The organism is Parapontixanthobacter aurantiacus, assembly GCF_009827635.1.
Classification (GTDB): domain Bacteria; phylum Pseudomonadota; class Alphaproteobacteria; order Sphingomonadales; family Sphingomonadaceae; genus Parapontixanthobacter; species Parapontixanthobacter aurantiacus.
Genome location: NZ_WTYW01000002.1, coordinates 224,433 through 249,673, shown reverse-complemented (window position 1 = coordinate 249,673; position 25,241 = coordinate 224,433). Strand labels below are relative to the sequence as shown.

The following is a 25,241-nucleotide window of genomic DNA, read 5'->3' as shown; positions in this document are numbered from 1 at the left end:
CACCCATGATCAGCATGGCTACGCCCATTACAGTGTTCGCTGCTACCGGCCTATCTCGCATCGATTACTCCGCCGCGATCTGCAGGCCGTCGTCGTCCTCATCCTCATCGGCGAGGTTCTTGAGTTCGACGTTGAGGCCTAGGCTGCGCATTTCCTTCACCAGCACGTTGAAGCTTTCCGGAATACCGGCCTCGAAGGTGTCGTCGCCCTTGACGATCGCTTCATAAACCTTGGTCCGGCCGACGACGTCGTCGGACTTCACGGTGAGGATTTCCTGCAACGTGTAGGCAGCACCGTAGGCCTGCAATGCCCAGACCTCCATCTCGCCGAAACGCTGGCCACCGAACTGCGCCTTACCGCCCAGCGGCTGCTGGGTGACGAGGCTGTAGGGGCCGATCGAGCGGGCGTGGATCTTGTCGTCCACGAGGTGATGCAGCTTGAGCATGTAGATATAGCCCACCGTCACCTTGCGGTCGAACGCATCGCCCGTACGTCCGTCATAGAGCGTTACCTGACCCGAGCCCGGCAAGCCGGCCTGTTCGAGCATCGTCGTAACGTCGCCCTCGCGCGCACCGTCGAACACCGGCGTACCCATCGGGACACCATGCGCGAGGTTGCCTGCAAGTTCGACGATCTCTTCGGCCGAGCGGCTCTCGATATCGTCGTGATAGTCCTCGCCATAGACGTCCTTCAACCGCTCCTTCACCGCGTCGGGCGGGCTTGCCGCTTCGGGATCGGGATTGGCGCTGCGCCATTCCTCGAGCGCCTGCGTGACCTGCTGGCCGAGACCGCGCGCGGCCATCCCAAGGTGGGTCTCGAAGATCTGTCCGACATTCATGCGGCTGGGAACGCCCAGCGGGTTGAGCACGATGTCGACCGGCGTTCCGTCCTCGAGGAACGGCATGTCCTCGGCCGGCAGGATGCGCGAAATGACACCCTTGTTGCCGTGCCGTCCGGCCATCTTGTCGCCCGGCTGCAGCTTGCGCTTCACCGCGACGAAGACCTTGACCATCTTCAGGACGCCCGGAGCCAGTTCGTCGCCGCGCTCCAGCTTTTCCTTCCGGTCCTCGAACTTCTCGTCGATCGCCTTGACGCTCTCGTCATATTGCGACTTCACCGCCTCGATCTGAGCCTGGCGATTGTCGTCGGCAACGGCGAACTTGAACCACTCGTGGCGGTCCACGCCTTCAAGCACGTCCTCGGTAATCTCCGTCCCCTTCTTCACGCCGGACGGAGCAGCCGAAGCCGTCTGGCCGACCAGCATGTCCTTGAGCCGGTTGTAAGTCGCCCGGTTGAGGATGGCGCGCTCGTCCTGGCTGTCCTTGCGGAGGCGTTCGATTTCCTCGTTCTGGATGGCACGAGTCCGGTCGTCGATCTCGATGCCGTGACGGTTGAAGACGCGGACCTCGACCACCGTTCCCGACACGCCGGGCGGCAGGCGAAGCGAGGTATCGCGCACGTCGGACGCCTTCTCGCCGAAGATCGCGCGCAGCAGCTTTTCTTCCGGCGTCATCGGGCTTTCGCCCTTCGGCGTGATCTTGCCGACGAGGATGTCGCCCGGATGCACTTCGGCACCGATATAGACGATGCCCGCCTCGTCGAGATTGCGAAGTGTTTCCTCGCCAACATTGGGGATGTCGCGCGTAATGTCTTCCGGACCCAGCTTCGTATCGCGGGCCATGACCTCGAATTCGTCGATATGGATCGAGGTGAAGACATCGTCCTTCACGATGCGTTCGGAAATGAGGATCGAGTCTTCGTAGTTGTATCCGTTCCACGGCATGAACGCGACGAGGCTGTTCTTGCCGAGCGCCAGTTCGCCGAGATCGGTCGAGGGACCATCGGCAATGACGTCTCCCTCTTCGACCACGTCACCGACCTTCACCAGCGGGCGCTGGTTGATGCAGGTGTTCTGGTTCGAGCGCTGGAACTTCTGCAGCGTATAAATATCGACGCCCGACTGACCGGCCTCGACATCGCCCTGTGCGCGGATGACGATCCGGGTGGCGTCAACCTGGTCGACGATCCCGCCGCGATTGGCGGTAATCGCTGCGCCTGAATCGCGGGCCACGGTCTCCTCCATGCCGGTGCCGACGAACGGCGCCTCGGCCTTGACGAGCGGCACGGCCTGACGTTGCATGTTCGAGCCCATGAGGGCGCGGTTAGCGTCATCGTTCTCCAGGAACGGGATGAGCGAGGCGGCGACCGATACGAGCTGCTTGGGCGATACGTCCATCAGCGTGATCTGCTCGCGCGGTGCCATGAAGTAGTCGCCGTTCTGACGCGCCGAGACGAGTTCCTCGACGAAGCTGCCATCGTCGTTGAGCGCGGCCGAAGCCTGCGCGACGGTGTGCTTTTGTTCCTCCATCGCGGACAGGTAAACGACTTCCTGGGATACCTTGCCATCCTTGATGAGGCGGTAGGGCGTCTCGATGAAGCCGTACTTGTTCACGCTGCTGAACGAGGCGAGCGAGTTGATGAGGCCGATGTTCGGGCCTTCCGGTGTCTCGATCGGGCAAATCCGGCCATAATGGGTCGGGTGAACGTCGCGCACTTCGAAGCCGGCGCGCTCACGGGTGAGACCGCCCGGGCCGAGTGCCGAGACACGCCGCTTGTGCGTGACTTCGGAAAGCGGGTTCGTCTGGTCCATGAACTGCGAAAGCTGGCTGGATCCGAAGAACTCGCGCACGGCGGCAACCGCGGGTTTCGCGTTGATGAGGTCGTTCGGCATGACGGTCGAGACGTCGACGCTCGACATGCGCTCCTTGACCGCGCGTTCCATGCGCAGAAGGCCGATGCGGTACTGGTTTTCCAGCAATTCGCCGACCGAACGGACCCGGCGGTTGCCGAGATTGTCGATGTCGTCGACTTCGCCCTTGCCGTCCTTCAGACGCACGAGTTCCTTGACGACCGCAAGGATGTCTTCCTTGCGCAACGTGGTGACCGTGTCCTCCGCATCGAGATCGAGGCGCATGTTCAGCTTGACGCGGCCAACGGCGGAAAGGTCGTAGCGCTCGCTGTCGAAGAACAGTCCTTCGAACAAGGCTTCGGCGGTTTCCTTGGTCGGCGGCTCGCCCGGACGCATCACCTTGTAGATCGCCTCGAGGCCTTCCTCCCGGTTCTCGGCCTTGTCGGCGGCGAGCGTGTTACGGATCCACGGACCGGTGTTGATCTCGTCGATATCGAGGAGTTCGAGCTTGTCGACGCCGGCATTGTCGAGCGCCTCGAGGTGGTCGGGCGTCACTTCCTCGCCCGCCTCGATGTAGATGCGGCCCGTCTTCTCGTCGATCATGTCGCGCGCGGCATAACGGGCGAACACTTCCTCGGTCGGGATGAGCAGCGTTTCGAGACCATCCTTCGCGGCCTTGTTGGCGGCGCGCGGCGAAATCTTCTGATTGGCGGGAAAGACCTCTTCGCCGGTCTTTGCATCGACCAGCGGGAAGGCAGGCTTCACGCCGCGCCATGCTTCGGAGTTGAACGGCAGCTTCCAGCCGCCGGCATCACCACCCTTGCCGCCGGCACGTTCCCACGTAACGGTGTCGTAGAAGTGGTGGAGGATCTCCTCGCTGTCGAGGCCGAGCGCATAGAGCAGGGAAGTGACCGGCTGCTTGCGCTTGCGGTCGATGCGGACATTGACGATGTCCTTCGCGTCGAACTCGAAGTCCAGCCACGAACCGCGATAGGGGATGACGCGCGCTGCGAACAGCAGCTTGCCCGAGGAATGGGTCTTGCCGCGGTCATGGTCGAACAGCACGCCAGGCGAACGGTGCATCTGCGAGACGATGACGCGCTCGGTTCCGTTGATAATGAAGGTGCCGTTATCCGTCATGAGCGGCATGTCGCCCATGTAAACGTCCTGCTCCTTGATATCGAGAACGGAACGGGTTTCGGTTTCCTGGTCGACCTCGAACACGATGAGGCGCAGCGTGACCTTCATCGGAGCGGCATAGGTGATACCGCGCTGGCGGCATTCGGTCGTGTCGTATTTCGGCGCTTCGAGTTCGTAATGGACAAAATCGAGTTCGGCGGTTCCGGCGAAATCGCGGATCGGGAAGACACTGCGCAGCGTCTTTTCGAGGCCCGAGACGTAATCGATGGACGGATCGGAGCGCAGGAACTGCTCGTAGCTTTCGCGCTGAACCTCGATGAGGTTCGGCATGCGGACGACTTCGTGAATGTCGCCGAAAATCTTGCGAATACGTCGCTTCGCCGTACCTGAAACGTTGCGTGCTGGAGCCTTAGCTTTGGTCGCCATGGAGGAAATTCGCCTCTTTGTCTGGCTGCCCCGACGCTCTCGGCGTCCGGGTCAGCATGAATTCTACTACCGATTCGCCGGGAGATACATTCGCTGCGACACACGAAAGGCTGCAATCCGGGCGAGCCGGTCGGCCCGCTGGTGCAGCTTGTTTGCGTCGCGATAGAGAATGCCGCTGCTTCCATCCATTGACCGATCCCCGCGCTTGGACCGGACCTGCTCGAAACATGCGGTTGGCGCTCATGTAGGAAACCCGCCCCGCCATGTCAAACAGCAGGTGAACGCAAAAAGCCCGAAAAACTCCCGCTTATCGATTATCACGCATCACATTATCGTTTTTCGATATTATCGATTGACAATAAAGGCGACTCGACATATTGATTATCGATATTGAACATCAAGGAGATCGATAATGTCCAATTTCGCAAACAAGCTCACTGCCGGTTTCGCCGCCGTCATCCTGACCCTCGTCACCATGAACGCCATCGTCGTGATCCCGGGCACCAGCAGCATGGTTGTAGCGGGCGCGCCGCTTCTCGCCTGATCATTAAGGCGTGACCATTTCAGATACAGGGAGAGAGACCATGTCCGTCACACCCAGAGATCCGCTTCTTGCCATCGCCAGGCTCGTCATCGTCATCGCGCAGGCATTCATAGGCATCGCAGGCGTCGCGCTGGTCATCGGCATGCCGATCCTGTTCTTCGGGCAGGACAAGATAACGGTCGAAGCGAGGTCGGAACTGGCAAACCCGGACTTCATCTTCCCGTTGGCACAAGTGCTGGGGTTGATGGCGGTCACGCTCACGATCATCGTCTGCGCGTTCTTCTTCCTTCGCTACATGCGAAGGATCGTGGACACGGTGGGCGACGGCGATCCGTTCGTCCCCGAAAATGCCGACCGGTTGACATCGATGGCGTGGATCATGCTCGCAATCCAAATTCTGACAATCCCGCTGGTCTGGCTCGTCTATTCGCTGCAGGTTGCCTTCGAGGAGACCGACGCGTCTTTCGAAGCGGGCCTCGACTTGAGCGGCATCGTCCTCGTCATCACCTTATTCATACTCGCCCGCGTGTTCCGCAAGGGAACTGAAATGCGCGAAGATCTCGAAGGAATGGTGTGATGGGCGCAGACAACGAAGGAACCAGAATCATGGTGCGGCTCGACGACCTTCTCTACGAACGACGCATGACGCTGACCGAACTGGCCGACCGGGTCGGGCTGACTTTAGCCAACCTGTCGATCCTCAAAACCGGGAAGGCCAAGGCGATCCGCTTCTCGACGCTGGAGGCGATCTGCCGGGAACTCGACTGTCAGCCGGGCGATCTGCTGAGCTATCGCTCCGACGGCTGAGGATCGAGACATCTGCCGGACAACGGGAAAAAAGGCGACGACACGCAAATATGTCTTTTCCTCGGCAAGAATGTGGCTATTTTAAGACCACGCCAATCATGGCGCTACAGGAATACAGATCATGAAAAAGATTGCTTTGGTTGCAGCTCTTCCCGTCTTCTTCGCCCTCGCAGCTTGCGGCGAAACGGCGACCGACGAAACCGCCGCGACCGATCCCGCGCTGACCGAACCGATGGAAGCTCCGGCAGTCGATCCGATGGCGACCGACGACACGATGGCAACCGATCCGGCGATGACCGACGAAACCATGACCGACGAAACGGCTGTCGACCCGGCAATGGAAGCCGACGCTACGACCGACGAAATGGCTCCGGCGGAATAATTTCCTGCCTGTTGCGCATTGATGCAGCAAGTGAAGGCCTGCCCCTCGGGGCGGGCCTATTTCTTTACCCCCGCCATCGCGCCTTAGATTGGTCGTTCGCTCACCGCTCAACACAGTTCCTGCTTGACTTCCCCTCCCACCGCTCTAGTGGCCTGCCGCGACCGGATGCCATGCACGGCGACCGGTCATCCGTCCGAGACAGTTGGCGAAGACATATCGGTCTTCTTAATTTCCAGCCTAGGCGGGGATCAGAGATTTACGGGTTGTCCGGCCTGACGGTCGCAACAATCCGGCGCCACTTCCGATGGAATGACGGCGCACCCTCCTTCCCTTGTCAACGGACTACTGCCCGGCGCCCCTGCGGCGGCGGGTAACTGTGAGCCGGTCTTTCCGAGGCTTCGCGCCGAAGGGGACCACAATGTAAGGAGTAAGGCATGGATCGTTCGCAAAAAGCCGATGCGGTCGCTGCCCTGAACGCAACTTTCGCAGAGAGCGGCGTGGTGGTTGTCACCCGCAATCTCGGCCTTTCGGTGGCTCAGTCCACCGAACTGCGCACGAAAATGCGTGAAGCGGGAGCATCGTACAAGGTTTCGAAAAACCGTCTTGCCAAGCTTGCCCTGAAAGACACGGACTACGAAGGCCTCGGCGAATTGCTGACCGGCCCGACTGCCCTTGCGACGTCGACCGATCCGGTCGCCGCTGCCAAGGCCGCCGTGGATTTCGCGAAAACCACCGACAAACTAGAAATCGTGGGTGGATCGATGGGCGGGCAGATGCTCGACGAAGCCGGGGTGAAGGCGCTTGCCTCCATGCCGAGCCTCGACGAGCTGCGCGGCACCCTTGTCGGCCTCGTCAACGCACCGGCGACGAAAATCGCCCGTGTCGTCAACGAGCCTGCAAGCAAGCTCGCTCGCGTCTTCGGTGCCTATGGCGCCAAGGAAGCAGCGTAAGACTGTTCGACGATTTAACGCATACAACCGGGATCGACGGGCACGACGCCCCGCCCGGCCACGTCTATCTATTGGAGTAAAACATCATGGCCGATATCGCCAAACTTGTTGAAGAACTGAGCAAGCTGACCGTTCTGGAAGCTGCCGAACTCGCCAAGGCGCTCGAGGAAGAGTGGGGCGTTTCCGCTGCCGCTGCAGTCGCAGTTGCCGGTGGCGGCGCCGCTGCTGGTGGCGATGCCCCCGCAGCCGAAGAAAAGGACGAATTCGACGTCATCCTGACCGGCGACGGCGGCAAGAAGATCCAGGTGATCAAGGAAGTCCGCGGCATCACGGGCCTCGGCCTCGGCGAAGCCAAGGCGCTTGTCGAAGGCGCTCCCAAGGCGCTGAAGGAAGGCGTGAACAAGGCGGAAGCCGAAGAAATCAAGAGCAAGATCGAAGCAGCCGGCGGTACCGTCGAACTGAAGTAAGAGGTGCTCGTCCTCGCGAAGTCGCGGGGAACAGCACTTGCTCGATTTCGAGACAAGGAAGGGCGGTGCCGTGCGGCGCCGCCCTTTCGTTTGGGCGGGTCGGGCGTTCTGCTAAAGTATGATATAAATCTGCGAGCGACCTTGGCAGCAGGACGAATTTCCACCAGCTAGACTGCGGACTATTCTTTCAAGGGACATTACCGCGATCATGCTGGCCAAGACCAATTTCCTTACCTCGGCAGGAATTGCCGCGCTTCTCGCTGCCTCGCCGGCATTCGCGCAGGACGCCCCCATCGTGCAGCCCGGCGCACCGGGAACCGAAACCCGGAGCCTCAGCGCACAGGAAGCGACCCGGCTCGCCGCGATGAGCTACACCCCCGCCGATACGGCCTTCATGCGCAACATGATTGTGCATCACCAGCAGGCCGTCGCGATGGCGGACCTCGTCAGCGAACGCACGAACAATCCGGATATCGTCGCACTCGCCGGCCGGATCGATGCCAGCCAGAAGGACGAGATGTCCTTCATGACCACTTGGCTCGAAGAGCGCAACGAAGAGGTCGCGATGGCCGGGATGGGCCACGCCCACCATGCGATGACCGGGATGGCCACTCCTGCACAAATGGCGGAGCTGGCCGCGGCACGCGGAACGGCTTTCGACCGGATGTTCCTCGAACTGATGATCCCGCATCATGCGGGCGCTGTCGAAATGGTCAACGTGCTCCACCGCCAGCCGGGCACGGCCTACGAACCGGTGACCTTCGAATTTACGAACGAGGTCGTCAGCGACCAGAACGCTGAAATCGAGCGGATGAACAAGCTGCTCGCGACTTTGTCCACCGACCCGCGAGCGAGCCTTGCCGCCGGTTTCCGCGATGCCGGCGAATCCATCAGCAACCTTCGCCTCGTCGCAGCGATGCCCAAGCCCGCCGGGTTTTTCGATCCGGCCAATCCGGCAGAGCTGCAACCGGAGATCAAGCCGGAAGGCAAGGGGACCGAGAACACAGCCTCCGCTGAAGCGGAAACGTCGGACCCGGCAGAACCCGACGCGGCAACGAAAACAGCCGATGCAGGCGAAGAAGAAGCCGAAGAACCGGCGCCCCAGTTCGGCAAGCGCGGCGCTCCGCTCGTCTTCGCCAATACCGACATGGCGTTTTCGGGCGACCTGCTCGTCGCCGGGAACTATCACGGCTTTAATGCCTATCGCCTCGGCGAGAACGGCGTTCCGGCTCTCGTCAGTTCGGTCGTTTGCCCGGGCGGGCAAGGCGACGTGTCGATCGTCGGCGACCTCCTCATCATGAGCGTGCAGGACAGCCGTGCGCGGGTCGATTGCGGTCTTCAGGGGGTTTCGGACCGCGTCAGCGAAGAGCGCTTTCGCGGTATTCGCATCTTCGACATTTCGGACATCACGCGTCCGCAGCAGGTCGGCCTCGTCCAGACCTGCCGGGGTAGCCATACCCATTCGATCGTTTCGGCCGACGACGCGCGTATTGTGATCTATAATTCGGGCACGTCCTATGTTCGCGACGGCGCGGAACTCGCTGGATGCAGCGATCTCGCAGGCGACGACACCGCCCTCTTCAGCATCGACGTGATCGAGATCCCGGTAGCCAATCCCGCAGCCGCTCGGATCGTCGATCGTCCCCGCGTGTTCGCCGCCGATGGCCAGATCGCAGGCCTGTGGCGGGGCGGCGACCATGGCGAGGGAACGCAGGAAACGAACCGGACGGACCAATGCCACGACATCACGGTCTTTCCTTCGAAGAACCTCGCTGCCGGAGCCTGTTCGGGCAATGGCATCATCCTCGACATCTCCAACCCGCTCAAGCCGAAGCGGATCGACGACGTCTCCGACGAAGGGTTTGCCTACTGGCACTCGGCCACCTTCAATAATGACGGTACGAAGGTCCTGTTCACCGACGAATGGGGCGGCGGTGCGCGGCCCCGTTGTCAGGCGGGCGATCCGATGAACTGGGGTGCGGATGCGATCTATGAAATCGTGGATGGCGAACTCGCCTTCCGCAGCCTGTTCAAGATGCCTGCGCCGCAAACCGACAAGGAGAATTGCGTCGCGCATAACGGTTCGATCATTCCGGTGCCCGGACGCGACATCTTCGTGCAGGCCTGGTATCAGGGCGGCATCTCGGTGATCGATTTCACGGACGCCGAAAATCCCTTCGAAATCGCGCATTTCGATCGCGGGCCGATTGACGAGGACCAGCTGGTCACCGGCGGCTACTGGTCGGCCTATTGGTACAATGGCCGGATCTACGCGACCGAGATAAGCCGCGGGCTGGACATCTTCGCGCTCGAACCCAGCGAGTTCCTGACTGCCGAAGAAATTGCCGCCGCCTCCGCTGCGCAATATGAAGGCAACGTCTTCAACCCGCAGACGCAGGCGCCCGTCACCTGGCCTGCCGACGTAGTTGCCCGCGCCGAAGCCAGCCGGAAGGGCGGCTGACTCACTGAGCTGTCCCGGCAGGCTCGCTTGAAGCGGGTCAGCCGGGCAGCATCACTGTCTTCAAATTCATGAACTCGTGCAGGCCGAATTGCGCGAGTTCCCGCCCGTGTCCCGATCGCTTGACCCCGCCGAAGGGCGCTTCGGGAGCGGAAGCGAGAACCTGGTTGATCGCGGTCATACCGGCCTCGATGTCGCGAATGAACCGCTCTTTCTCAGCCTCGTCTTCGGTCCATACCGAAGAACCGAGCCCGAACGGGATCGCATTGGCCAATTCGATCGCATGGTCGAGGTCGTCAGCCCGGAACAGCATTGCGACCGGCCCGAAAATCTCCTCTTCCATGAGATCGCTATCTGGATCGATGTCAGTGAGGATGCTGGCGGAGATGTAGGCGCCCTCCCCCTCCAGCGCCTCTCCGCCAAACAGCAGCGTCGCCCCTGACTTCTTCGCCATTTCGATCTGATCGAGCACGGTATCGCGCTGCTCGAAACTCGATAGCGGACCCATATCCGTGTCCTCGTCCATCGGATCGCCTGCCTTGACCTGTTTCATCGCGGTGGAGAATTTATCGGTAAAGCTGTCATAGATATCCGCGTGGACGATCATACGCTTGCCGCAGATGCATGACTGGCCGGTGTTCTGGATCCGCGCCTTGACGGCATTTTCGACCGCAGCGTCGAGATCGGCGCTCGGCATCACGATGAAGGGGTCGGATCCGCCGAGTTCGAGGACGACTTTCTTGATGAGCCGGCCCGCCTGTTCTGCGACCGCACTGCCCGCGCCTTCACTCCCGGTCACGGTCGCAGCGACGACGCGTTCGTCTGCCAGAACCGCTTCGATGGCATCGGACTTGATGCACAGGTTCTGGAAGAGTCCGTCGGGCGCATCGGCATCTTTCATCATTTCATCGATCAGCGCGGCACATCCCTGCACGTTGCTCGCATGTTTGAGGAGGCCGACATTCCCGGCCATGATCGTCGGTGCGAGAAAGCGCGCGACCTGCCAATAGGGAAAGTTCCAGGGCATCACCGCCAGCACCGCCCCTTGCGGCAGCCACACGCCTTTGGCGGTTCCGCCATCGTCGAGTTCCCATTCGAGCGGTTCGAGCATGGCAGGACCTGCCTTCGCCATATGCCGGAACAGCGTGGCGCATTTGCGAACCTCGGCCTTTGCGGACGCAAGCGTTTTGCCCATCTCGCGGGTGCACATCGTCGCCAGCCGGTCGACGTTCGCCTCGTACACATCGGCCAGCCGCGCCAGCAAGGCGGAGCGTTCCGCTACCTCGCTGCGCCGCCATTTCTCGAAGCCAGTAGCCGCAGCGGCGAGCTTTTCCTCGATTTCGTCCTTCGTCAGGGTTTCGTATTTTTCGAGTTCTTCCCCGGTGGCGGGGTTGACGGTCGTTATCATGCGTAGCGTTCCTGCATCGAATTTTTCGGTCTCGCCCGATCAATCGTTCAGCACCTCTTTCGTTGCATTTCCGCCGCGGGCCCGTTTGCCAAAGACGTCGTTCGAGGCGCACCGGCATGGCCGCCGAAGGAAGGACGCGAGGAAAAGAAGCAACACTCGAAGGCGGTCGGGAGCGGTGGCGGAGGACAGCGCTTTCGCAGGGCGTCGTGCTCATCTAACCGGGACGGCTTTATGCGACAGACGACCCTCCCTTCCGGCGCGACGCCGTGGCGCAGCGAATTCGCTGCCACGCTGCGGCTGTCCTGGCCGCTGGCGGCAGCAAACCTGTTGCAGATGCTCACCTATGCCATCGACGTCATCTTCATCGCGCGACTGGGCGACGAGGCGCTTGCCGCGTCCGCTCTGGCGATTGCGCTCTTCGGCCTCATCGCCTGGTCGCTGTCCGGCATTACGGGCGCTGTCGCTCCGGTCATAGCTGCCGAACTCGGGGCCGGGACGAAAGCGCTGCGCCCTATTCGTCGCGCGACGCGCATGGCGATGTGGCTGGCGGTCATGACAGGTGTGGTGGGAATGATTGCCTGCCTGTCGATTGGCCTCGTCTCGCACGCCACCGGGCAGGCACCGCAGATTGCGGGAATGGCGAGCGAATATATGGCCGTCCTCATCTGGTCGCTGATTCCGCTCATCGTTGCGAACGTCCTGCGAACCTATGTCTCGACGCTGGGCAGGCCGATCTTCGCAACGCTGATCACCGCCGGGGGCATCGGGGTGAACGCGGTGGCAAACTACGCTTTCATCTTCGGCAATCTGGGTGCGCCGGAACTCGGGCTGACGGGAGCGGGCGTGGCGACGATCATCACCGCACTGCTGACCGTCCTTGCCTATATCGTCGCCATCCGCCTCGACCCTGCGCTCCACCGCTATCGTATCTTCGTGCGTTTCTGGCGACCGGACTGGAAGAGATTGCGCGAGATCGTGCGCATAGGCACGCCGATCGGGCTCACCATCCTTGCCGAAGCCGGCATCTTCGGTGCGGCGGCGTTCATGATGGGCCGCTTCGGTCCGGCGGCCCTTGCCGGTCATACTGTGGCCTTGCAGATAGCCGCCCTCGCCTTCCAGGTTCCCTTCGGCATTGGCCAGGCGGCGACCATTCGCGTCGGCTATTTCTACGGAGCGCGCGATAGCGCAGGCATGGGCCGCGCCGGCTGGGTCGCGCTCGCGATCGGGACGAGTTTCATGGCCGCGACTGCGCTTGCCATGCTGCTGGTGCCCTATTGGCTGATAGCGATCTATGTCGATCCCCATGCCGAGCGAAATGCCGAACTCGTCGCGTTCGCCCTGCAATTCCTGCTCGTTGCTGCCGCCTTCCAGCTGGTCGATGGCATCCAGGCCGTTGCGGCAGGCGCCCTTCGCGGATTGCAGGACACTCGCATACCCATGTGGATTGCCGTCTTCGCCTATTGGGTACCCGGCATCGGAACAGCGCTCGCGCTGGCTTTCGGAACAGGGCTCGACGGATTGGGCGTCTGGATCGGGCTCGCCACCGGTCTTGCGGTCGCCGCGATGCTGCTTACGTGGCGTTGGACGAGGCGTGAAAAACTGAACCTCACACGCCGCGACGCGCTGGTTTCGGAAGCTATTCCAACAGAAGCGCCGCCGACGCAAAATTTTTTCTGAACGCCAGTTGACTCGTATCGGGCCTGTCCCCACTTCGCGCCTGCTGGCACTCTCCCCATGAGAGTGCCAACGAGAGATTCAATTCTAACGAAACGAGGCATACACATGGCATTTCGTCCTCTGCACGACCGCGTTCTGGTTCGTCGCATCGAAGCCGACCAGAAGACCGCGGGCGGCATCATCATTCCCGACAGCGCCCAGGAAAAGCCCAGCGAAGGTGAAATCGTCGCCGTGGGTTCGGGTTCGAAGGCCGAAGACGGAACGGTAACACCGCTCGACGTCAAGGCAGGCGACCGCGTCCTGTTCGGCAAGTGGTCCGGCACCGAGGTGAAGCTCGACGGCGAAGACCTGCTCATCATGAAGGAAAGCGACATCATGGGGATCATCGGCTGATCGCCGACCCGTCGCCTTCAACCTCTATCGAATAAAGCAAATTTCCAGGAGAAACCAACATGGCAGCCAAGGACGTAAAGTTCTCGCGTGAAGCACGCGAAGGCATTCTGAAGGGCGTCGATACGCTCGCAAACGCCGTCAAGGTGACGCTCGGCCCGAAAGGCCGCAACGTCGTCATCGACAAGAGCTTCGGCGCACCGCGCATCACCAAGGACGGCGTCACCGTCGCCAAGGAAATCGAACTGAAGGACAAGTTCGAGAACATGGGCGCGCAGATGCTCAAGGAAGTCGCATCGAAGACCAACGATCTTGCCGGTGACGGCACCACGACCGCAACGGTTCTGGGTCAGGCCATCGTTCGCGAAGGCATGAAGTCCGTCGCCGCCGGCATGAACCCGATGGACCTGAAGCGCGGCATCGATCTCGCCGTCTCGAAGGTCGTCGAAAACCTGCAGAGCCGTTCCAAGGACGTCTCCGGCTCCTCCGAAATCTCTCAGGTCGGCGTCATTTCCGCCAATGGCGACAAGGAAGTCGGCGAGAAGATCGCCGAAGCCATGGAAAAGGTCGGCAAGGAAGGCGTCATCACCGTCGAGGAAGCCAAGGGCCTCGAATTCGAACTCGACGTCGTCGAGGGGATGCAGTTCGACCGCGGCTACCTCTCGCCCTACTTCATCACCAATCCCGACAAGATGGTCGTGGAACTGGATAACCCGTACATCCTGATCCACGAAAAGAAGCTGTCGAGCCTCAAGGACATGCTGCCGGTTCTCGAAGCCGCGATGCAGTCGGGCCGCCCGCTTCTTATCATCGCGGAAGACATCGAAGGCGAAGCCCTCGCGACGCTCGTGGTCAACAAGCTGCGCGGTGGCCTGAAGGTCGCAGCTGTCAAGGCTCCGGGCTTCGGCGATCGGCGCAAGGCAATGCTGCAGGACATCGCGATCCTGACGCAGGGCGAGATGATTTCCGAAGACCTCGGCATCAAGCTCGAAAACGTGACGCTCAACATGCTTGGCGAAGCCAAGCGCGTGACCATCGACAAGGACAACACCACAATCGTCGACGGTGCAGGTCCGGCCGAGGACATCAAGGCGCGCGTCGGTGAAATCCGTACGCAGATCGACAATACGACCAGCGACTACGACCGCGAGAAGCTTCAGGAACGCCTGGCGAAGCTTGCCGGCGGCGTCGCAGTCATCAAGGTCGGCGGTGCTTCCGAAGTCGAAGTGAAGGAGCGCAAGGATCGCGTCGACGACGCTCTCCACGCAACCCGCGCTGCGGTCGAGGAAGGTATCGTCCCCGGCGGCGGTACGGCGCTGCTCTACGCCTCCAAGGTCCTCGACGGCCTGAAGGGCGAGAATGACGACCAGACCCGCGGTATCGACATCGTGCGCAAGGCCATCCTCGCACCGGTTCGTCAGATCGCCGAGAATGCCGGCCATGACGGCGCGGTCATCTCGGGCAATTTGCTTCGCGAAAACGACGAGACGATGGGCTTCAATGCTGCGACCGACACTTACGAGAACCTCGTAAATGCTGGCGTCATTGACCCGACCAAGGTCGTTCGCACCGCGCTGCAGGATGCTGCCTCGGTCGCCGGTCTGCTGATTACCACGGAAGCGGCAATCAGCGACAAGCCGGAAGACAAGGACTCCGGCGGCGGCATGCCCGACATGGGCGGCATGGGCGGAATGGGTGGAGGCATGGGCTTCTAAGCCCGCGCATTACCCGGACCTCCGGTTCCGAAACGAAGAAGCCCGGTGGGAGCGATCCTGCCGGGCTTTTTCTTTGCTTCGATCAGCGAGAGGCGGCGGCGTCCGCCGGCTCGACCGGCGTATCGAAACGCGGCGTGTTGTCGAATTCCGGTCCGGCGCAAACGGTGGCGGCCAGCGGCAGGTGATCGGAGCCCACGTCCTCGAGCAGGCTGAAGGATTCCACCTTCACGCCGTTCTTCACGAAGATCTGATCGAGCGGCCATCCGGCGAAGGCATAGGAAGCGGGGAATGTCGCGAAGGAGCCCCGCCCGGCGCGAGGGTCGCGGTACCCTCCTTCCGAGACGAATTGCGACGTCGTGCGCGACCACGGCACGTCGTTGAAGTCGCCGATCGCCAGGACATTATCGAGACGATCGGGCGTGCGCGCACCGGCGCGAGCGATATTGGCATCACGCATTTTCGTGCTTTCGCCCGGCAGTGGCGGCCGGGGGTGAAGACCGATGACCTCGAACCGGGCTCCGTCTTCGGTCGTGACGGTGGCATAGAGCGTCGGCGTATTCGAACTCGTATTGGCGATCATCTGGGCGCGCTCGACATTGAGCTTCGTCGCGAAGACCATTCCGTATTTGTTGTCGAGCGGTTCTGCCAGGATGAAGGGATAGGACGACAGCTGCGGCTCGAGCGCTTCCATCCATGTCTCGTTCGTCTCCATCAGCAGGAGAAGTCCGGGGTCTTCTCGCTCGATCAGCGCGGCCACCTCATCATATTGGTCGTTCGATTGCAGGACGTTGAGCGACAGGACGCGCACGCATGACATTCCGTCGACCTCGTCCGGCAGAGGAAGCTGCGCCGGTGCGATGAAGGTGTAGGGCCAGATGCGCCACAGATTGATGCCCGCGCTCACTGCCAGCACGAGCAGCGTCGGCCATGACCGCTTCTTGTTCACGATGAGAGCCAGCACACCGAGCAGGGCGGACAGATAGATCGACGGCTCGCGCACGAAATCGAGGATGCGAACAATTCCGCGATTGGTATCGAGCAACGATACGATCGTCGCCGCGCATTGCAGGACGGCGAGCAACAGGAGTATTTTTCCCGCGACTTTGCGAAACTTCATTATTGCCCCCTGTTGGTCGATCGAGCTTCATGCCCTGCACCTTGGATCGCCTTAGCGAAGAACGAACGAAAAGCGCAAACCCTTGGAAAGATTGCCTGCCCGGCGCGTTCGAAAGAGACAAAGGAGATCTTATGAAACTTCCCCACAATGCCCATGTCGCCGTCGTCGACGGAGAAAATTTCATCGTGTTGCGCAACCAGGGCAAGGGTTTCGACATCCAGCTAGCCAATGCCGAGCGCCCCGACCTCGACGCAACGAATTTTAGCGCCGGTATCAAGCATCAGGACGATGTCGGACAACGTACCGGAGCGACCGATCTCAACGAACTGGCACATGGCGCGGCGGCAGCAGAATGGTTGAACGCCAAGTCGATTTCGGGCGAGATCGAGAATCTGCTCGTCATTGCCGACCCGAAGACGCTCGGCGAGATGCGGCGCCATTTTCACAGCGAACTCGAAAAGCGGCTGGTCGGCGACATCGCGAAAACGATGACGAAGGAGCCGATCGAGCGGATAGAGAAGGCGGTCGAGGCCGCCTGACGGCCCACAGGCGCTCTTGCCGAAACGAACCTCGGAAATGTTAATTCGTATTGGCCACCGCATTTCTACCACATTCGGGCGCAATCATGTAACAACGGCCGGGTCGATCCGGTCATTAAGAGTGTGCTAACCATGTGTTTGATATTCAGGTGCCATGCGGACTAAACTGATCGGAGCCGTTCTAGCGGCAGCAAGCCTTCTCGTCACAACCCCTGCGAGCGCGCAGCCCGTCGATTTCGAAGCACGCTTCGATTCGGTGCTGGGGACCGAGGTGCGGTTGCCGCAAAGTTTCGAGGCGCGCTACGAGACCGCCTTCGAGAAGCGGATTGCCGAACTGGCCGACGGATCGCGGGGCCGGATCGGCATTTCCGCTGTCGACCTCAGCACGGGCTATCACCTCGATATTCTGGGCGATCAACGCTTCCCCATGGCGAGCACCAGCAAGATCGCGATAGCCGCGACATTCCTAGAAGGGGTTGAAAAAGGCCGCTGGTCTCTGACGAGCGAATTCCCGCTGCTCGTTCCGCAGCGCTCGGCAAAGTTTTCCAGCACGGTCGCACCGGTTTCCACCGGGAAGCACCTTCCCGCGATCCAGCTCATCGAACTGATGATCACTCGCTCGAGCAATCCGGCGACCGATGCTTTGCTGCGCGTGGTTGGCGGCCCGGTAGCGGTCAACAACTGGGCTGCGAGAAACGGTATTCGTGAGTTCAGTCTCGATCGCGATATTGCGACACTCGTTCGCGATGACGGCGAGTTCGATCCGGCGACCTATATCGATCGCCGCGACAGCGCGACGCCAACCGCGATGACCGATCTGCTGACCGCCCTTTATCGCGGTACGACATTGTCCGATTCGAGCCGAAGCGTCATTCTCGGCGCCATGAGCCGAACGGTGACGGGGAAACGGCGGATCAAGGCGCTGATCCCCTCTGAAGCCAGCGTCTCCAACAAGACCGGGTCGCTCAACAACACGTCGAGCGACATCGGCTATATCGAAACGCCGGACGGGCGCACGATCGCCCTTGCGATTTACGTGACCGGCCAGGGGTCGCGTGCTCAGCGCGAAGCGAAGATCGCGCAGCTTGCCCGCGCCCTTTACGATGGGTTCAATGCCCGTGACGAAGCGCGCGAATGGGCAAAGGCGAATTACGCCGGAGCACGGTCGGGCGGACTGTAAGGGCTGAGGCCCGCAACTCTCCGTTGCCGTGGCTTCAGCCAACGAAAAAGGGCGGCACCGAAGCACCGCCCTTTCCTTAACTCTATCGAGAAGAGCTAGCCTTAGTCGACAGCAGCTTCGTCAACCGGCTCGTTTTCGAGTTCGGCTTCAGCAGCAGTCGCAGCAGCGTCTGCATCTTCCATAGCGCCGTCGATTTCGGCACCAGCTTCGTCAACAGCGCCGTCAATTTCTTCGCCGGCTGCTTCGAGGTTGGCTTCGGTGTCGGCCATTGCGTCTTCAGCAGTTGCTTCAGCGCCTTCCTGCGTGCTCTCGGAGCAAGCAGCGAGCGAGAGAGCGGCACCAGCAGCGGCAGCGGCAAAAATGAATTTACGCATGTTAATCAAATCCTTGATCTACGTTCAAAAAGGCGCGCGGCGACCCGAAGAGCCACTTTTGCGCGAAACCCCGAAACCGGGCTTCCGCACTGTAAATAATGGCGAGAATGTGGCGGCGCAAGCGATATCGTCACAATTCGCCATTTTTTTGCCTCAATTTCGCCATGATTGCCGCAATCGAGCCAATTATGAGGCGTAATCAGCCAGCACCGGCAGGAGCATTTGACCTCGAATTTTGTCGAATCGCCGTATCTCTCGTCCGGCGGCGCTGCTAACAGCCGCAATCATGGCGGAAAACGAAAAAGCGAACGACACGAAGCAGCATCTCTACCTCGTCGATGGCTCGGCATATATCTTCAGGGCCTATCACCGCCTGCCGCCGCTCACCAATCCGGAAGGCACGCCGGTCGGTGCCGTCTACGGCTATACGACCATGTTGTGGAAACTGGCCGACGATCTCGATCAGGCGGACGGCCCCACTCACCTTGCCGTCATCTTCGACAAGTCGAGTCATTCGTTTCGGAACGACATCTATCCCGATTACAAGGCGCATCGCCCGCCACCGCCCGAAGATCTTGAACCGCAATTTCCGTTGATCCGCGATGCCACCCGGGCATTCTCGCTTCCGTGCATCGAGGAAGAGGGGCTGGAGGCCGACGATCTTATCGCTTCCTACGCCCGCGCGGCGCAAAACCAGGGGTGGGACGTCACCATCGTCTCGTCCGACAAGGATCTCATGCAGATCGTCGGAACCCATGACGAAAACGGCGCGAGCATCGACATGCTCGACACGATGAAATCCGCGCGGATCGGCCCCGCCGAAGTCGAGGAGAAGTTCGGCGTTCCGCCCCACCTCGTCGGAGATGTCCTCGCCCTGATGGGCGACAGCGTGGACAACATTCCGGGCATATACGGTATCGGTCCGAAAACCGCGAGCAAGCTGATCGCGGAGAACGGCTCGCTGACCGCAGCGCTCGATCAAGCGCCGGATATGAAGAAATCGAAGCTGAAGGAACGGCTGATAGAGGGTCGCGGTGACGCGGAGCTCAGCCGCGTCCTCGTAACGCTGAAGGAAGATTGCGACCTTCCCCAGCCGCTGGAGGAGTTCAAGCTTGATACGATCCCGGTCGAACCGCTGAAGGCGTTTCTCGAACAGCATGGCTTCACCAGCCTTTTGCGCCGGCTGAGCGATGGTCGCGGCAGTCCGGACCGTCCGACGCAGCTCGATCCGGCAAAGAAGCAGAACGCTTCTGCGAAGGCGAACGAAGGTGCGCCGTCCCTTCCCGATATGCCGAAGGTGGATCGAAAGACCTATGAATGCGTCCAGACGCTCGACCGCCTCGAACACTGGATTGCGAAATGCCGCAAGGCGCGAGAAATCGCCGTCGATACCGAAACGAGCGCATTGGATGCACTTCAATCGGACCTCGTCGGGATCAGCCTTGCAACCGGACCTAACGACGCGTGCTACATTCCCTTCGGTCATGGCGGCAACGACCTGCTGTCTGACAAGCCGGAGCAGATCGACCGGACCGAAGCGCTGCACCTGTTGAAACCGCTGCTCGAAGACGAGGCGGTCCTGAAGATCGGGCAGAACATCAAGTACGATCTCAACGTCCTCGCGCGATACGACATTCACGTCGCGCCGATCGACGATACGATGATCTTGAGCTTCGCGCTGGACGCTGGCCGCGGCGAGCAGGGCATCGGCGGCGGGCATGGCATGGACGAGCTCGCCCTCAAGCATTTCGATCACGCCTGCCTCACGTTCAAGGAAGTTTGCGGGGCCGGACGAAAAGCTATCGCGTTCGGCGAAGTCCCGCTCGACAAGGCGACCGAATACGCGGCTGAGGATGCCGACGTGACATGGCGCCTTCACCGCTATCTGAAGCCGCGCTTGCCGATCGAGGGCGGAACGCGCGTCTACGAAAGGGTGGACCGTCCGCTCATCCCGGTCGTCGCACAGATGGAAAGACACGGGATCAAGGTCGACCGGGAACAGCTGGCGAAACTCTCGGAAGAGTTCGCTGCCCAGACAGAACTGCTCGAGAAGGAAATCTTCGAACTCGCAGGTCAGGAATTCACCGTCGGCAGCCCCAAGCAGCTCGGCGAGATTCTGTTCGACAAGCTGGGTTACCAGGGCGGAAAGAAAGGAAAGAGCGGTCAGTACGCAACCGGCCTCGCGGTGTTGGAGCGCCTGTCGGACGAAGGCGCGCCGATTGCGAACAAGGTGCTGGAATGGCGGCAGCTGACGAAACTGAAATCGACCTATACCGACGCGCTTCAGGCAGCCATCAATCCCGAAACGGGGCGGGTGCATACGTCATACAGCCTTGTCGGAGCACAGACGGGACGCCTTTCCTCCACCGATCCCAATCTGCAGAACATCCCCATCCGCACGGCCATCGGACGGCAGATCAGAGAGGCCTTCGTCCCGGAAGAAGGCAATGTCTTGCTCGCGGCGGACTATAGCCAGATCGAACTGCGTCTCGCTGCGCATATGGCCGATGTCGACACCCTTAAGCAGGCCTTCGCCAACGGTGAGGACATCCATGCGCGCACCGCGCAGGAAATGTTCGGCGAGGTCAATCGCGATACGCGTGGACAGGCAAAAACGATAAACTTTGCAATACTTTACGGTATTTCTCGCTGGGGTCTCGCGGGGCGGCTGGGCACCGACGCGGACACCGCCCAGGACATGATCGAGACCTATTTCAAGCGGTTTCCCGGTATCCAGAAATACATCATGGATACGACCGAGTTCGTCCGGGAAAACGGCTATTCCGAGACGCTTTTCGGGCGCAAGACATGGTTTCCCAGGATCAAATCGAAGAACCCGAACGAGCGGCAGGGCAGCGAACGCGCTGCGATCAACGCGCCCATCCAGGGAACGAGCGCGGACATCATCAAGCGAGCGATGGTTCGCATGATGCCTGCTCTCGATGCGGCAGGCCTCAGCCATGTACGAATGCTGTTGCAGGTGCATGACGAACTGGTTTTCGAATTGCCCGAAGGCGACGTTGCGCAGGCGAGCGAAGTGATCGCGCAAACGATGTCGAACGCCGCCGCGCCCGCGGTCAGGATCGACGTGCCGCTTGCGGTCGATATCGGTTCCGGAAAGAGCTGGGGCGCTGCGCACTGATCGCGTCCTCGGCAGCTTCCTTGCAAAAGCCGCTGGTCGCTCTTAGGGCGCCGGTCATATGTTCGAGCGATACGATCCCGCCAATTACGAGATAGCCTGGGAGCGCCTGCTCCATATGACCATCGTGATCCTTGTCGCGATCGCCATTGCCTGGATCGTTCACAAGATCCTGTTCGCCTTGCTCCATCGGCTGTCACGGCTGTCGGATACGCATCTCGACGAAATGGTGTTCGACAAGCTCGAACGGCCCCTGCGCTGGTCGATGATCGCAATCGGCATCTCGCTTGCTTCTCAGTTCGATGCCCTGCTCGGCGAATTCTGGGAAGTTGCCGGGAAGTTCATCGTTCCCGCGCTGCTCGGCTGGGTAGCCTATGTGCTCGTCAAGGCGTTCACTTATGCGCTCGAATACAAGGCGGAGATTTCCGACGATCCGGTGGCAGCGCGCAGTCGCAAGACGCGAATTGCCATTCTCTCGCGGACAATTACCTTCGCCATCGTGTTCGTGACGGTCGGGTTGATGCTGGTCGGTATTCCGGTGGTTCGAGAGATTGGTGTCACGCTCGTCGCTTCTGCCGGGCTTGCCGCCCTTGCAGTCGGTGCAGCCGCTCAGCCCGCCTTGAAGTCGCTCATCGCCGGCCTGCAAATGGCAATTACGGAGCCGCTGCGACTGGGCGACCTCGTCGTGGTGGACGGCCATACCGGTCGCGTCGAGGAAATCCGGATGAGTTTCGTGGTGGTTCGCATCTGGGACGAACGCGCCGTCATCGTGCCGACGAGCCAGTTTCTCGATCAGAGCTTCGAGAACTGGTCGCGTCAGAACGAAAAGCTGACCGGACCGGTCTTCCTGCATCTCGACCCGGCGACGGACGTCGAACCCATTCGCGAGGAATTTCTGCGGTTCGTAGCAACGCAGGAGCTATGGGATCAGCGCACCGCCGCTGCCCTGATGACGGAGGCGCATCCCGAGAGCATCGAATTGCGCCTTGCCGTCAGTGCCCTCACGATCGGCGACCTGTTCACGCTGCGCTGTGTGGTGCGCGAGCACATGATCGGCTGGCTGCGCAAGAACATGCCCGACGCCCTCATCCGTCATCGGCTGGAGGTCGAAGCGGCCAACGCCCGCGTCGCGGGAAATTGACCGCCTGAACGAAGCCCGATTCAAGCGGGCGCCGCCCTATTCGTGCTTGTTCTCGCGGGTAGGTTGCACCATGCCCTCATGCAGAAAGCCGATCGGCTGAACCGCAGCAGCGCGCTTTTTCAGTTCGCCCTGCATCTTCTTGTATTCCTCTTCCATCTTGCGCGTGACGGTCGCACGCGAATCCTTCAACGCTTCCTTGAAATCGGCAGTCGTGACTTCCCGGACGTCGCTGCCTGCGCGGCGCAACGCGACGAGACCGGCCCGCCGCACCACGTCTTCGAGATCGGCCCCGGTGAAGCGCTCGGTTTCCTGCGCTACGTCCGCAAGCGAAACATCTTCAGCCAACGGCATCGAACGGGTGTGAATCTTGAGGATATGCTCGCGCCCCGCAACGTCTGGTGTGCCGACGAAAACCAGTTCGTCGAACCGTCCCGGCCTCAGCAGCGCAGGATCGACTAGCGTCGGACGATTGGTCGCACCGACGACGACGACGCTTTGCAGTTCTTCGAGGCCGTCCATTTCGGCAAGGATCGTATTGACCACGCGTCCAGTCACCTGCGGTTCGCCCGCACCGCTTCCGCGAGCGGGGACGAGGCTATCGATCTCGTCGATAAAGACGACGCACGGCGCCACGGCGCGGGCGCGCCGGAACAGCTTGGCGATTTGCTGCTCGCTTTCGCCGTACCATTTCGACAGCAGATCGCTGCTCTTGAGGGAAATGAAATTCGCTTCGGCTTCCTTGGCGACAGCCTTGGCAAGCAAGGTCTTGCCGGTACCGGGCGGGCCATAGAGCAGGAACCCCTTCGCAGGGCGTATACCCAGTCGTTCGAAGGCTTCGGGGTTCTTGAGCGGCAGTTCGATGCCTTCTTTGAGGCTGTCGATCGCATCCTTCACCCCGCCGAGGTCGTCCCACCCGACATTGGGGACCTGAACCATCACTTCGCGCATGGCCGAGGGCTGAACGCGCTTCAGCGCGGACAGGAAATCCTCCCGCGTCACGCAGAGATTTTCCAGAACCTCGGGGGGAACGGTCCGCTCGTCGAGATTGAGCTTCGGCATGATCCGCCGGACCGCCTCGATGGCGGCCTCGCGCGTGAGGGCGGCAATGTCCGCACCGACGAAGCCATGTGTGACCTTGGCGAGTTCGGCCATATCGACCTTGTCGCCCAGCGGCATGCCGCGCATGTGAATTCCGAGTATCTCGCGTCGCGCTCGCTCGTCGGGAACGCCGATGACGATCTCGCGATCGAACCGGCCCGGACGACGCAGCGCCTCGTCGATGGCATCGGGACGGTTCGTCGCGGCGATGACAACGAGATTTGCCCGCGCTTCGAGTCCGTCCATCAAGGTCAGCAGCTGGGCGACCAGCCGCTTTTCCGCTTCACCCGGCACGCGATCGCGCTTCGGCGCAATCGAATCGATCTCGTCGATGAAGACGATGGCCGGAGCCGCTTTCGCAGCCTGTTCGAAAACGTCGCGCAGAGCCTTTTCACTGTCGCCATAGCCCGATCCCATGATCTCGGGACCGTTGATCGTAAAAAATTCGGCATCCGCTTCGTTCGCAACGGCCTGCGCCAGCCGTGTCTTGCCGGTTCCGGGCGGGCCATGGAGAAGGACGCCCTTGGGCGGATCGACGCCAAGGCGCGTGAACAGTTCGGGATAGCGAAGCGGCAGTTCGACCATTTCGCGCAACTGCTGGATCGTATCGCCCATGCCGCCGACATCGTCGTAATTTACGACTGCACGACCGTCGCGCGGCTCGGCGAACTCGGCCCGCAGTTCGACTTCAGTGTTTTCGTCGATGTGAACGATGCCCTTGGGCGTCGTCGAAACGACGGTCAGACGTATCTGGGTGAGTGCGTAGGCAGGCGTATTGAACATGCGTTGCACTTGAGGCGGCACGTTGCTGACGGGCTGCTGGCCGGTGGTGGCAACGAGATCGCCCGCGACGATCGGTTTCTTGAAGAAGTTGCGCTTCAATGCCTGCGTCGGGCCCTGCAGCCGGATTTCACGCTGCGCCGGGGCAAATACGACTCGCGTCGCCGGTCGCGACTGCGCGGCTGCCAGGGTGACGTGTTCGCCCGAGCCGGTTTCGGCATTGCCGCGCTGTAGGCCGTCGAGCCGCACGACGTCGAGTGCCTGATCCTCGTCGTAAGCAGCCATTGCGATCGCAGCGGTACTGCGTTTGCCGGTCACCTCGACGACATCGCCCTCGGTAATGCCGAGGGCCTGGAACGCGCTGCGCGGCATACGCGCAATTCCCTGCCCGCTTTCTTCCTGTCGGGCAGCCGCCACCTGTAGGCGGACGGTCCTCTCGTCAATGTCGGTATTCGTCGCGCCTTCGGCCATGAAAGATCGTCTCCCGTAGTGCAATTGCGGTCTTCTGGAGGCGCCGGGCCGGCGATCCGCCAAACATTCGTCGAGCCTAGCTAGGAAGCACGGCTCTTCGTTTCAAACGCGAAACGATGCCGTTCGTTCACGCTTGTAGGGCGGGAAAGAAAAAAGCCCGGTCGAAACGACCGGGCTATATAAGTTTGGGAGAGGATGCCTAAAAGGCAGTTATGGATATGCTCCGATGCCGGGCATTTCGCAAGTGCGAAAAAATCATTCTCGATTGCAAAATACGCAACTATCCCGCAAACAACTGATAGAGCGTGCTTTTTTACTCGTTTTCTCAATCCGCATCCGCTCTTGCATA

20 protein-coding genes are annotated in these 25,241 nt (G+C 61.0%); 15 read left to right on the top strand and 5 right to left on the bottom strand.

All coding sequences use genetic code 11. The features are described 5' to 3' along the window. Positions 1 to 64: 64 nt before the first annotated feature. Positions 65 to 4,255 (bottom strand): DNA-directed RNA polymerase subunit beta, encoded by a 4,191-nt coding sequence (rpoB, locus tag GRI38_RS09425; RefSeq protein ID WP_160682933.1) that lies wholly within the window; start codon positions 4,253 to 4,255, stop codon positions 65 to 67. Between the two features lie 412 nt (positions 4,256 to 4,667). On the opposite strand from rpoB, the gene GRI38_RS14230 reads away from it, so the two are divergent. The 7 genes from GRI38_RS14230 to GRI38_RS09395 all read left to right on the top strand — a co-directional run bounded on the left by GRI38_RS14230 (position 4,668) and on the right by GRI38_RS09395 (position 9,866). Continuing rightward, positions 4,668 to 4,799: a hypothetical protein gene (locus GRI38_RS14230; RefSeq protein ID WP_272916440.1), complete on the top strand. Its 132-nt coding sequence runs from the start codon at positions 4,668 to 4,670 to the stop codon at positions 4,797 to 4,799. A gap of 40 nt (positions 4,800 to 4,839) precedes the next feature. Then, the gene (locus GRI38_RS09420; protein WP_160682931.1) at positions 4,840 to 5,376 is read left to right on the top strand and encodes a DUF2975 domain-containing protein; all 537 of its coding nucleotides are present in this window, start codon (positions 4,840 to 4,842) and stop codon (positions 5,374 to 5,376) included. Next, positions 5,376 to 5,606, top strand: coding sequence for a helix-turn-helix domain-containing protein (locus tag GRI38_RS09415; RefSeq protein WP_160682929.1), 231 nt, complete (start codon positions 5,376 to 5,378; stop codon positions 5,604 to 5,606). Before GRI38_RS09420 ends, GRI38_RS09415 begins: the two co-directional genes overlap by 1 nt. 121 nt (positions 5,607 to 5,727) lie before the next feature. Then, complete coding sequence (locus tag GRI38_RS09410; protein WP_160682927.1) at positions 5,728 to 5,988, top strand: hypothetical protein; 261 nt, start codon at positions 5,728 to 5,730, stop codon at positions 5,986 to 5,988. Between the two features lie 434 nt (positions 5,989 to 6,422). Next, on the top strand, positions 6,423 to 6,938 hold the full coding sequence (gene rplJ, locus GRI38_RS09405) for a 50S ribosomal protein L10 (RefSeq protein WP_160682925.1): 516 nt from the start codon (positions 6,423 to 6,425) through the stop codon (positions 6,936 to 6,938). An 86-nt stretch (positions 6,939 to 7,024) separates the two neighbouring features. After that, complete coding sequence (gene rplL / locus GRI38_RS09400; RefSeq protein ID WP_160682923.1) at positions 7,025 to 7,405, top strand: 50S ribosomal protein L7/L12; 381 nt, start codon at positions 7,025 to 7,027, stop codon at positions 7,403 to 7,405. Between the two features lie 208 nt (positions 7,406 to 7,613). Next, a complete protein-coding gene (locus GRI38_RS09395; protein WP_160682921.1) occupies positions 7,614 to 9,866 on the top strand; it encodes a DUF305 domain-containing protein in 2,253 nt (750 codons plus the stop codon). Between the two features lie 37 nt (positions 9,867 to 9,903). On the opposite strand, the gene GRI38_RS09390 is transcribed toward GRI38_RS09395, so the two are convergent. After that, the gene (locus tag GRI38_RS09390) at positions 9,904 to 11,271 is read right to left on the bottom strand and encodes an NAD-dependent succinate-semialdehyde dehydrogenase (protein ID WP_160682919.1); all 1,368 of its coding nucleotides are present in this window, start codon (positions 11,269 to 11,271) and stop codon (positions 9,904 to 9,906) included. Between the two features lie 231 nt (positions 11,272 to 11,502). On the opposite strand from GRI38_RS09390, the gene GRI38_RS09385 reads away from it, so the two are divergent. The 3 genes from GRI38_RS09385 (at position 11,503) to groL (ending at position 15,053) form a co-directional block, all read left to right on the top strand. Next, entirely contained in the window at positions 11,503 to 12,948 is a 1,446-nt protein-coding gene (locus tag GRI38_RS09385) for an MATE family efflux transporter (RefSeq protein WP_160682917.1), read from the top strand. 105 nt (positions 12,949 to 13,053) lie between these two features. Continuing rightward, a complete protein-coding gene (groES, locus tag GRI38_RS09380; RefSeq protein WP_160682915.1) occupies positions 13,054 to 13,341 on the top strand; it encodes a co-chaperone GroES in 288 nt (95 codons plus the stop codon). Between the two features lie 59 nt (positions 13,342 to 13,400). After that, the gene (gene groL / locus GRI38_RS09375; RefSeq protein ID WP_160682913.1) at positions 13,401 to 15,053 is read left to right on the top strand and encodes a chaperonin GroEL; all 1,653 of its coding nucleotides are present in this window, start codon (positions 13,401 to 13,403) and stop codon (positions 15,051 to 15,053) included. Positions 15,054 to 15,135: 82 nt separating this feature from the next. On the opposite strand, the gene GRI38_RS09370 is transcribed toward groL, so the two are convergent. After that, positions 15,136 to 16,170, bottom strand: a complete 1,035-nt coding sequence (locus tag GRI38_RS09370) for an endonuclease/exonuclease/phosphatase family protein (protein ID WP_160682911.1) — start codon at positions 16,168 to 16,170, stop codon at positions 15,136 to 15,138. Positions 16,171 to 16,301: 131 nt separating this feature from the next. Between GRI38_RS09370 and GRI38_RS09365 the strand changes: the two genes are divergently transcribed. Together GRI38_RS09365 and GRI38_RS09360 are read left to right on the top strand one after the other, a co-directional pair. Next, complete coding sequence (locus GRI38_RS09365; protein ID WP_160682909.1) at positions 16,302 to 16,709, top strand: baeRF12 domain-containing protein; 408 nt, start codon at positions 16,302 to 16,304, stop codon at positions 16,707 to 16,709. Positions 16,710 to 16,863: 154 nt separating this feature from the next. Beyond that, positions 16,864 to 17,889, top strand: coding sequence for a serine hydrolase (locus tag GRI38_RS09360; RefSeq protein ID WP_160682907.1), 1,026 nt, complete (start codon positions 16,864 to 16,866; stop codon positions 17,887 to 17,889). A gap of 101 nt (positions 17,890 to 17,990) precedes the next feature. Here GRI38_RS09360 and GRI38_RS09355 read toward each other — a convergent pair whose 3' ends face one another. Further along, the gene (locus GRI38_RS09355) at positions 17,991 to 18,263 is read right to left on the bottom strand and encodes a hypothetical protein (RefSeq protein WP_160683361.1); all 273 of its coding nucleotides are present in this window, start codon (positions 18,261 to 18,263) and stop codon (positions 17,991 to 17,993) included. Between GRI38_RS09355 and GRI38_RS09350 the strand changes: the two genes are divergently transcribed. The 3 genes from GRI38_RS09350 (at position 18,262) to GRI38_RS09340 (ending at position 22,543) form a co-directional block, all read left to right on the top strand. Beyond that, on the top strand, positions 18,262 to 18,462 hold the full coding sequence (locus GRI38_RS09350; RefSeq protein WP_160682905.1) for a hypothetical protein: 201 nt from the start codon (positions 18,262 to 18,264) through the stop codon (positions 18,460 to 18,462). The genes GRI38_RS09355 and GRI38_RS09350 overlap by 2 nt on opposite strands. An 87-nt stretch (positions 18,463 to 18,549) precedes the next feature. Continuing rightward, the gene (polA, locus tag GRI38_RS09345) at positions 18,550 to 21,405 is read left to right on the top strand and encodes a DNA polymerase I (protein ID WP_160682903.1); all 2,856 of its coding nucleotides are present in this window, start codon (positions 18,550 to 18,552) and stop codon (positions 21,403 to 21,405) included. 58 nt (positions 21,406 to 21,463) lie between these two features. After that, on the top strand, positions 21,464 to 22,543 hold the full coding sequence (locus tag GRI38_RS09340; protein ID WP_160682901.1) for a mechanosensitive ion channel family protein: 1,080 nt from the start codon (positions 21,464 to 21,466) through the stop codon (positions 22,541 to 22,543). A gap of 36 nt (positions 22,544 to 22,579) precedes the next feature. Here GRI38_RS09340 and GRI38_RS09335 read toward each other — a convergent pair whose 3' ends face one another. Continuing rightward, positions 22,580 to 24,892 carry a CDC48 family AAA ATPase gene (locus GRI38_RS09335; RefSeq protein WP_160682899.1) on the bottom strand — a complete coding sequence of 771 codons (2,313 nt, stop codon included), beginning with the start codon at positions 24,890 to 24,892 and terminating at the stop codon, positions 22,580 to 22,582. Between the last annotated feature and the right edge of the window lie 349 nt (positions 24,893 to 25,241).

Excerpts from the sequence above, each read along its gene's own strand:
- rpoB (WP_160682933.1), bottom strand. The coding sequence starts at position 4,255 with ATGGCGACCAAAGCTAAGGCTCCAGCACGCAACGTTTCAGGTACGGCG.
- GRI38_RS14230 (WP_272916440.1), top strand. The coding sequence starts at position 4,668 with ATGTCCAATTTCGCAAACAAGCTCACTGCCGGTTTCGCCGCCGTCATC.
- GRI38_RS09420 (WP_160682931.1), top strand. The coding sequence starts at position 4,840 with ATGTCCGTCACACCCAGAGATCCGCTTCTTGCCATCGCCAGGCTCGTC.
- GRI38_RS09415 (WP_160682929.1), top strand. The coding sequence starts at position 5,376 with ATGGGCGCAGACAACGAAGGAACCAGAATCATGGTGCGGCTCGACGAC.
- GRI38_RS09410 (WP_160682927.1), top strand. The coding sequence starts at position 5,728 with ATGAAAAAGATTGCTTTGGTTGCAGCTCTTCCCGTCTTCTTCGCCCTC.
- rplJ (WP_160682925.1), top strand. The coding sequence starts at position 6,423 with ATGGATCGTTCGCAAAAAGCCGATGCGGTCGCTGCCCTGAACGCAACT.
- rplL (WP_160682923.1), top strand. The coding sequence starts at position 7,025 with ATGGCCGATATCGCCAAACTTGTTGAAGAACTGAGCAAGCTGACCGTT.
- GRI38_RS09395 (WP_160682921.1), top strand. The coding sequence starts at position 7,614 with ATGCTGGCCAAGACCAATTTCCTTACCTCGGCAGGAATTGCCGCGCTT.
- GRI38_RS09390 (WP_160682919.1), bottom strand. The coding sequence starts at position 11,271 with ATGATAACGACCGTCAACCCCGCCACCGGGGAAGAACTCGAAAAATAC.
- GRI38_RS09385 (WP_160682917.1), top strand. The coding sequence starts at position 11,503 with ATGCGACAGACGACCCTCCCTTCCGGCGCGACGCCGTGGCGCAGCGAA.
- groES (WP_160682915.1), top strand. The coding sequence starts at position 13,054 with ATGGCATTTCGTCCTCTGCACGACCGCGTTCTGGTTCGTCGCATCGAA.
- groL (WP_160682913.1), top strand. The coding sequence starts at position 13,401 with ATGGCAGCCAAGGACGTAAAGTTCTCGCGTGAAGCACGCGAAGGCATT.
- GRI38_RS09370 (WP_160682911.1), bottom strand. The coding sequence starts at position 16,170 with ATGAAGTTTCGCAAAGTCGCGGGAAAAATACTCCTGTTGCTCGCCGTC.
- GRI38_RS09365 (WP_160682909.1), top strand. The coding sequence starts at position 16,302 with ATGAAACTTCCCCACAATGCCCATGTCGCCGTCGTCGACGGAGAAAAT.
- GRI38_RS09360 (WP_160682907.1), top strand. The coding sequence starts at position 16,864 with ATGCGGACTAAACTGATCGGAGCCGTTCTAGCGGCAGCAAGCCTTCTC.
- GRI38_RS09350 (WP_160682905.1), top strand. The coding sequence starts at position 18,262 with ATGTTAATCAAATCCTTGATCTACGTTCAAAAAGGCGCGCGGCGACCC.
- GRI38_RS09355 (WP_160683361.1), bottom strand. The coding sequence starts at position 18,263 with ATGCGTAAATTCATTTTTGCCGCTGCCGCTGCTGGTGCCGCTCTCTCG.
- polA (WP_160682903.1), top strand. The coding sequence starts at position 18,550 with ATGGCGGAAAACGAAAAAGCGAACGACACGAAGCAGCATCTCTACCTC.
- GRI38_RS09340 (WP_160682901.1), top strand. The coding sequence starts at position 21,464 with ATGTTCGAGCGATACGATCCCGCCAATTACGAGATAGCCTGGGAGCGC.
- GRI38_RS09335 (WP_160682899.1), bottom strand. The coding sequence starts at position 24,892 with ATGGCCGAAGGCGCGACGAATACCGACATTGACGAGAGGACCGTCCGC.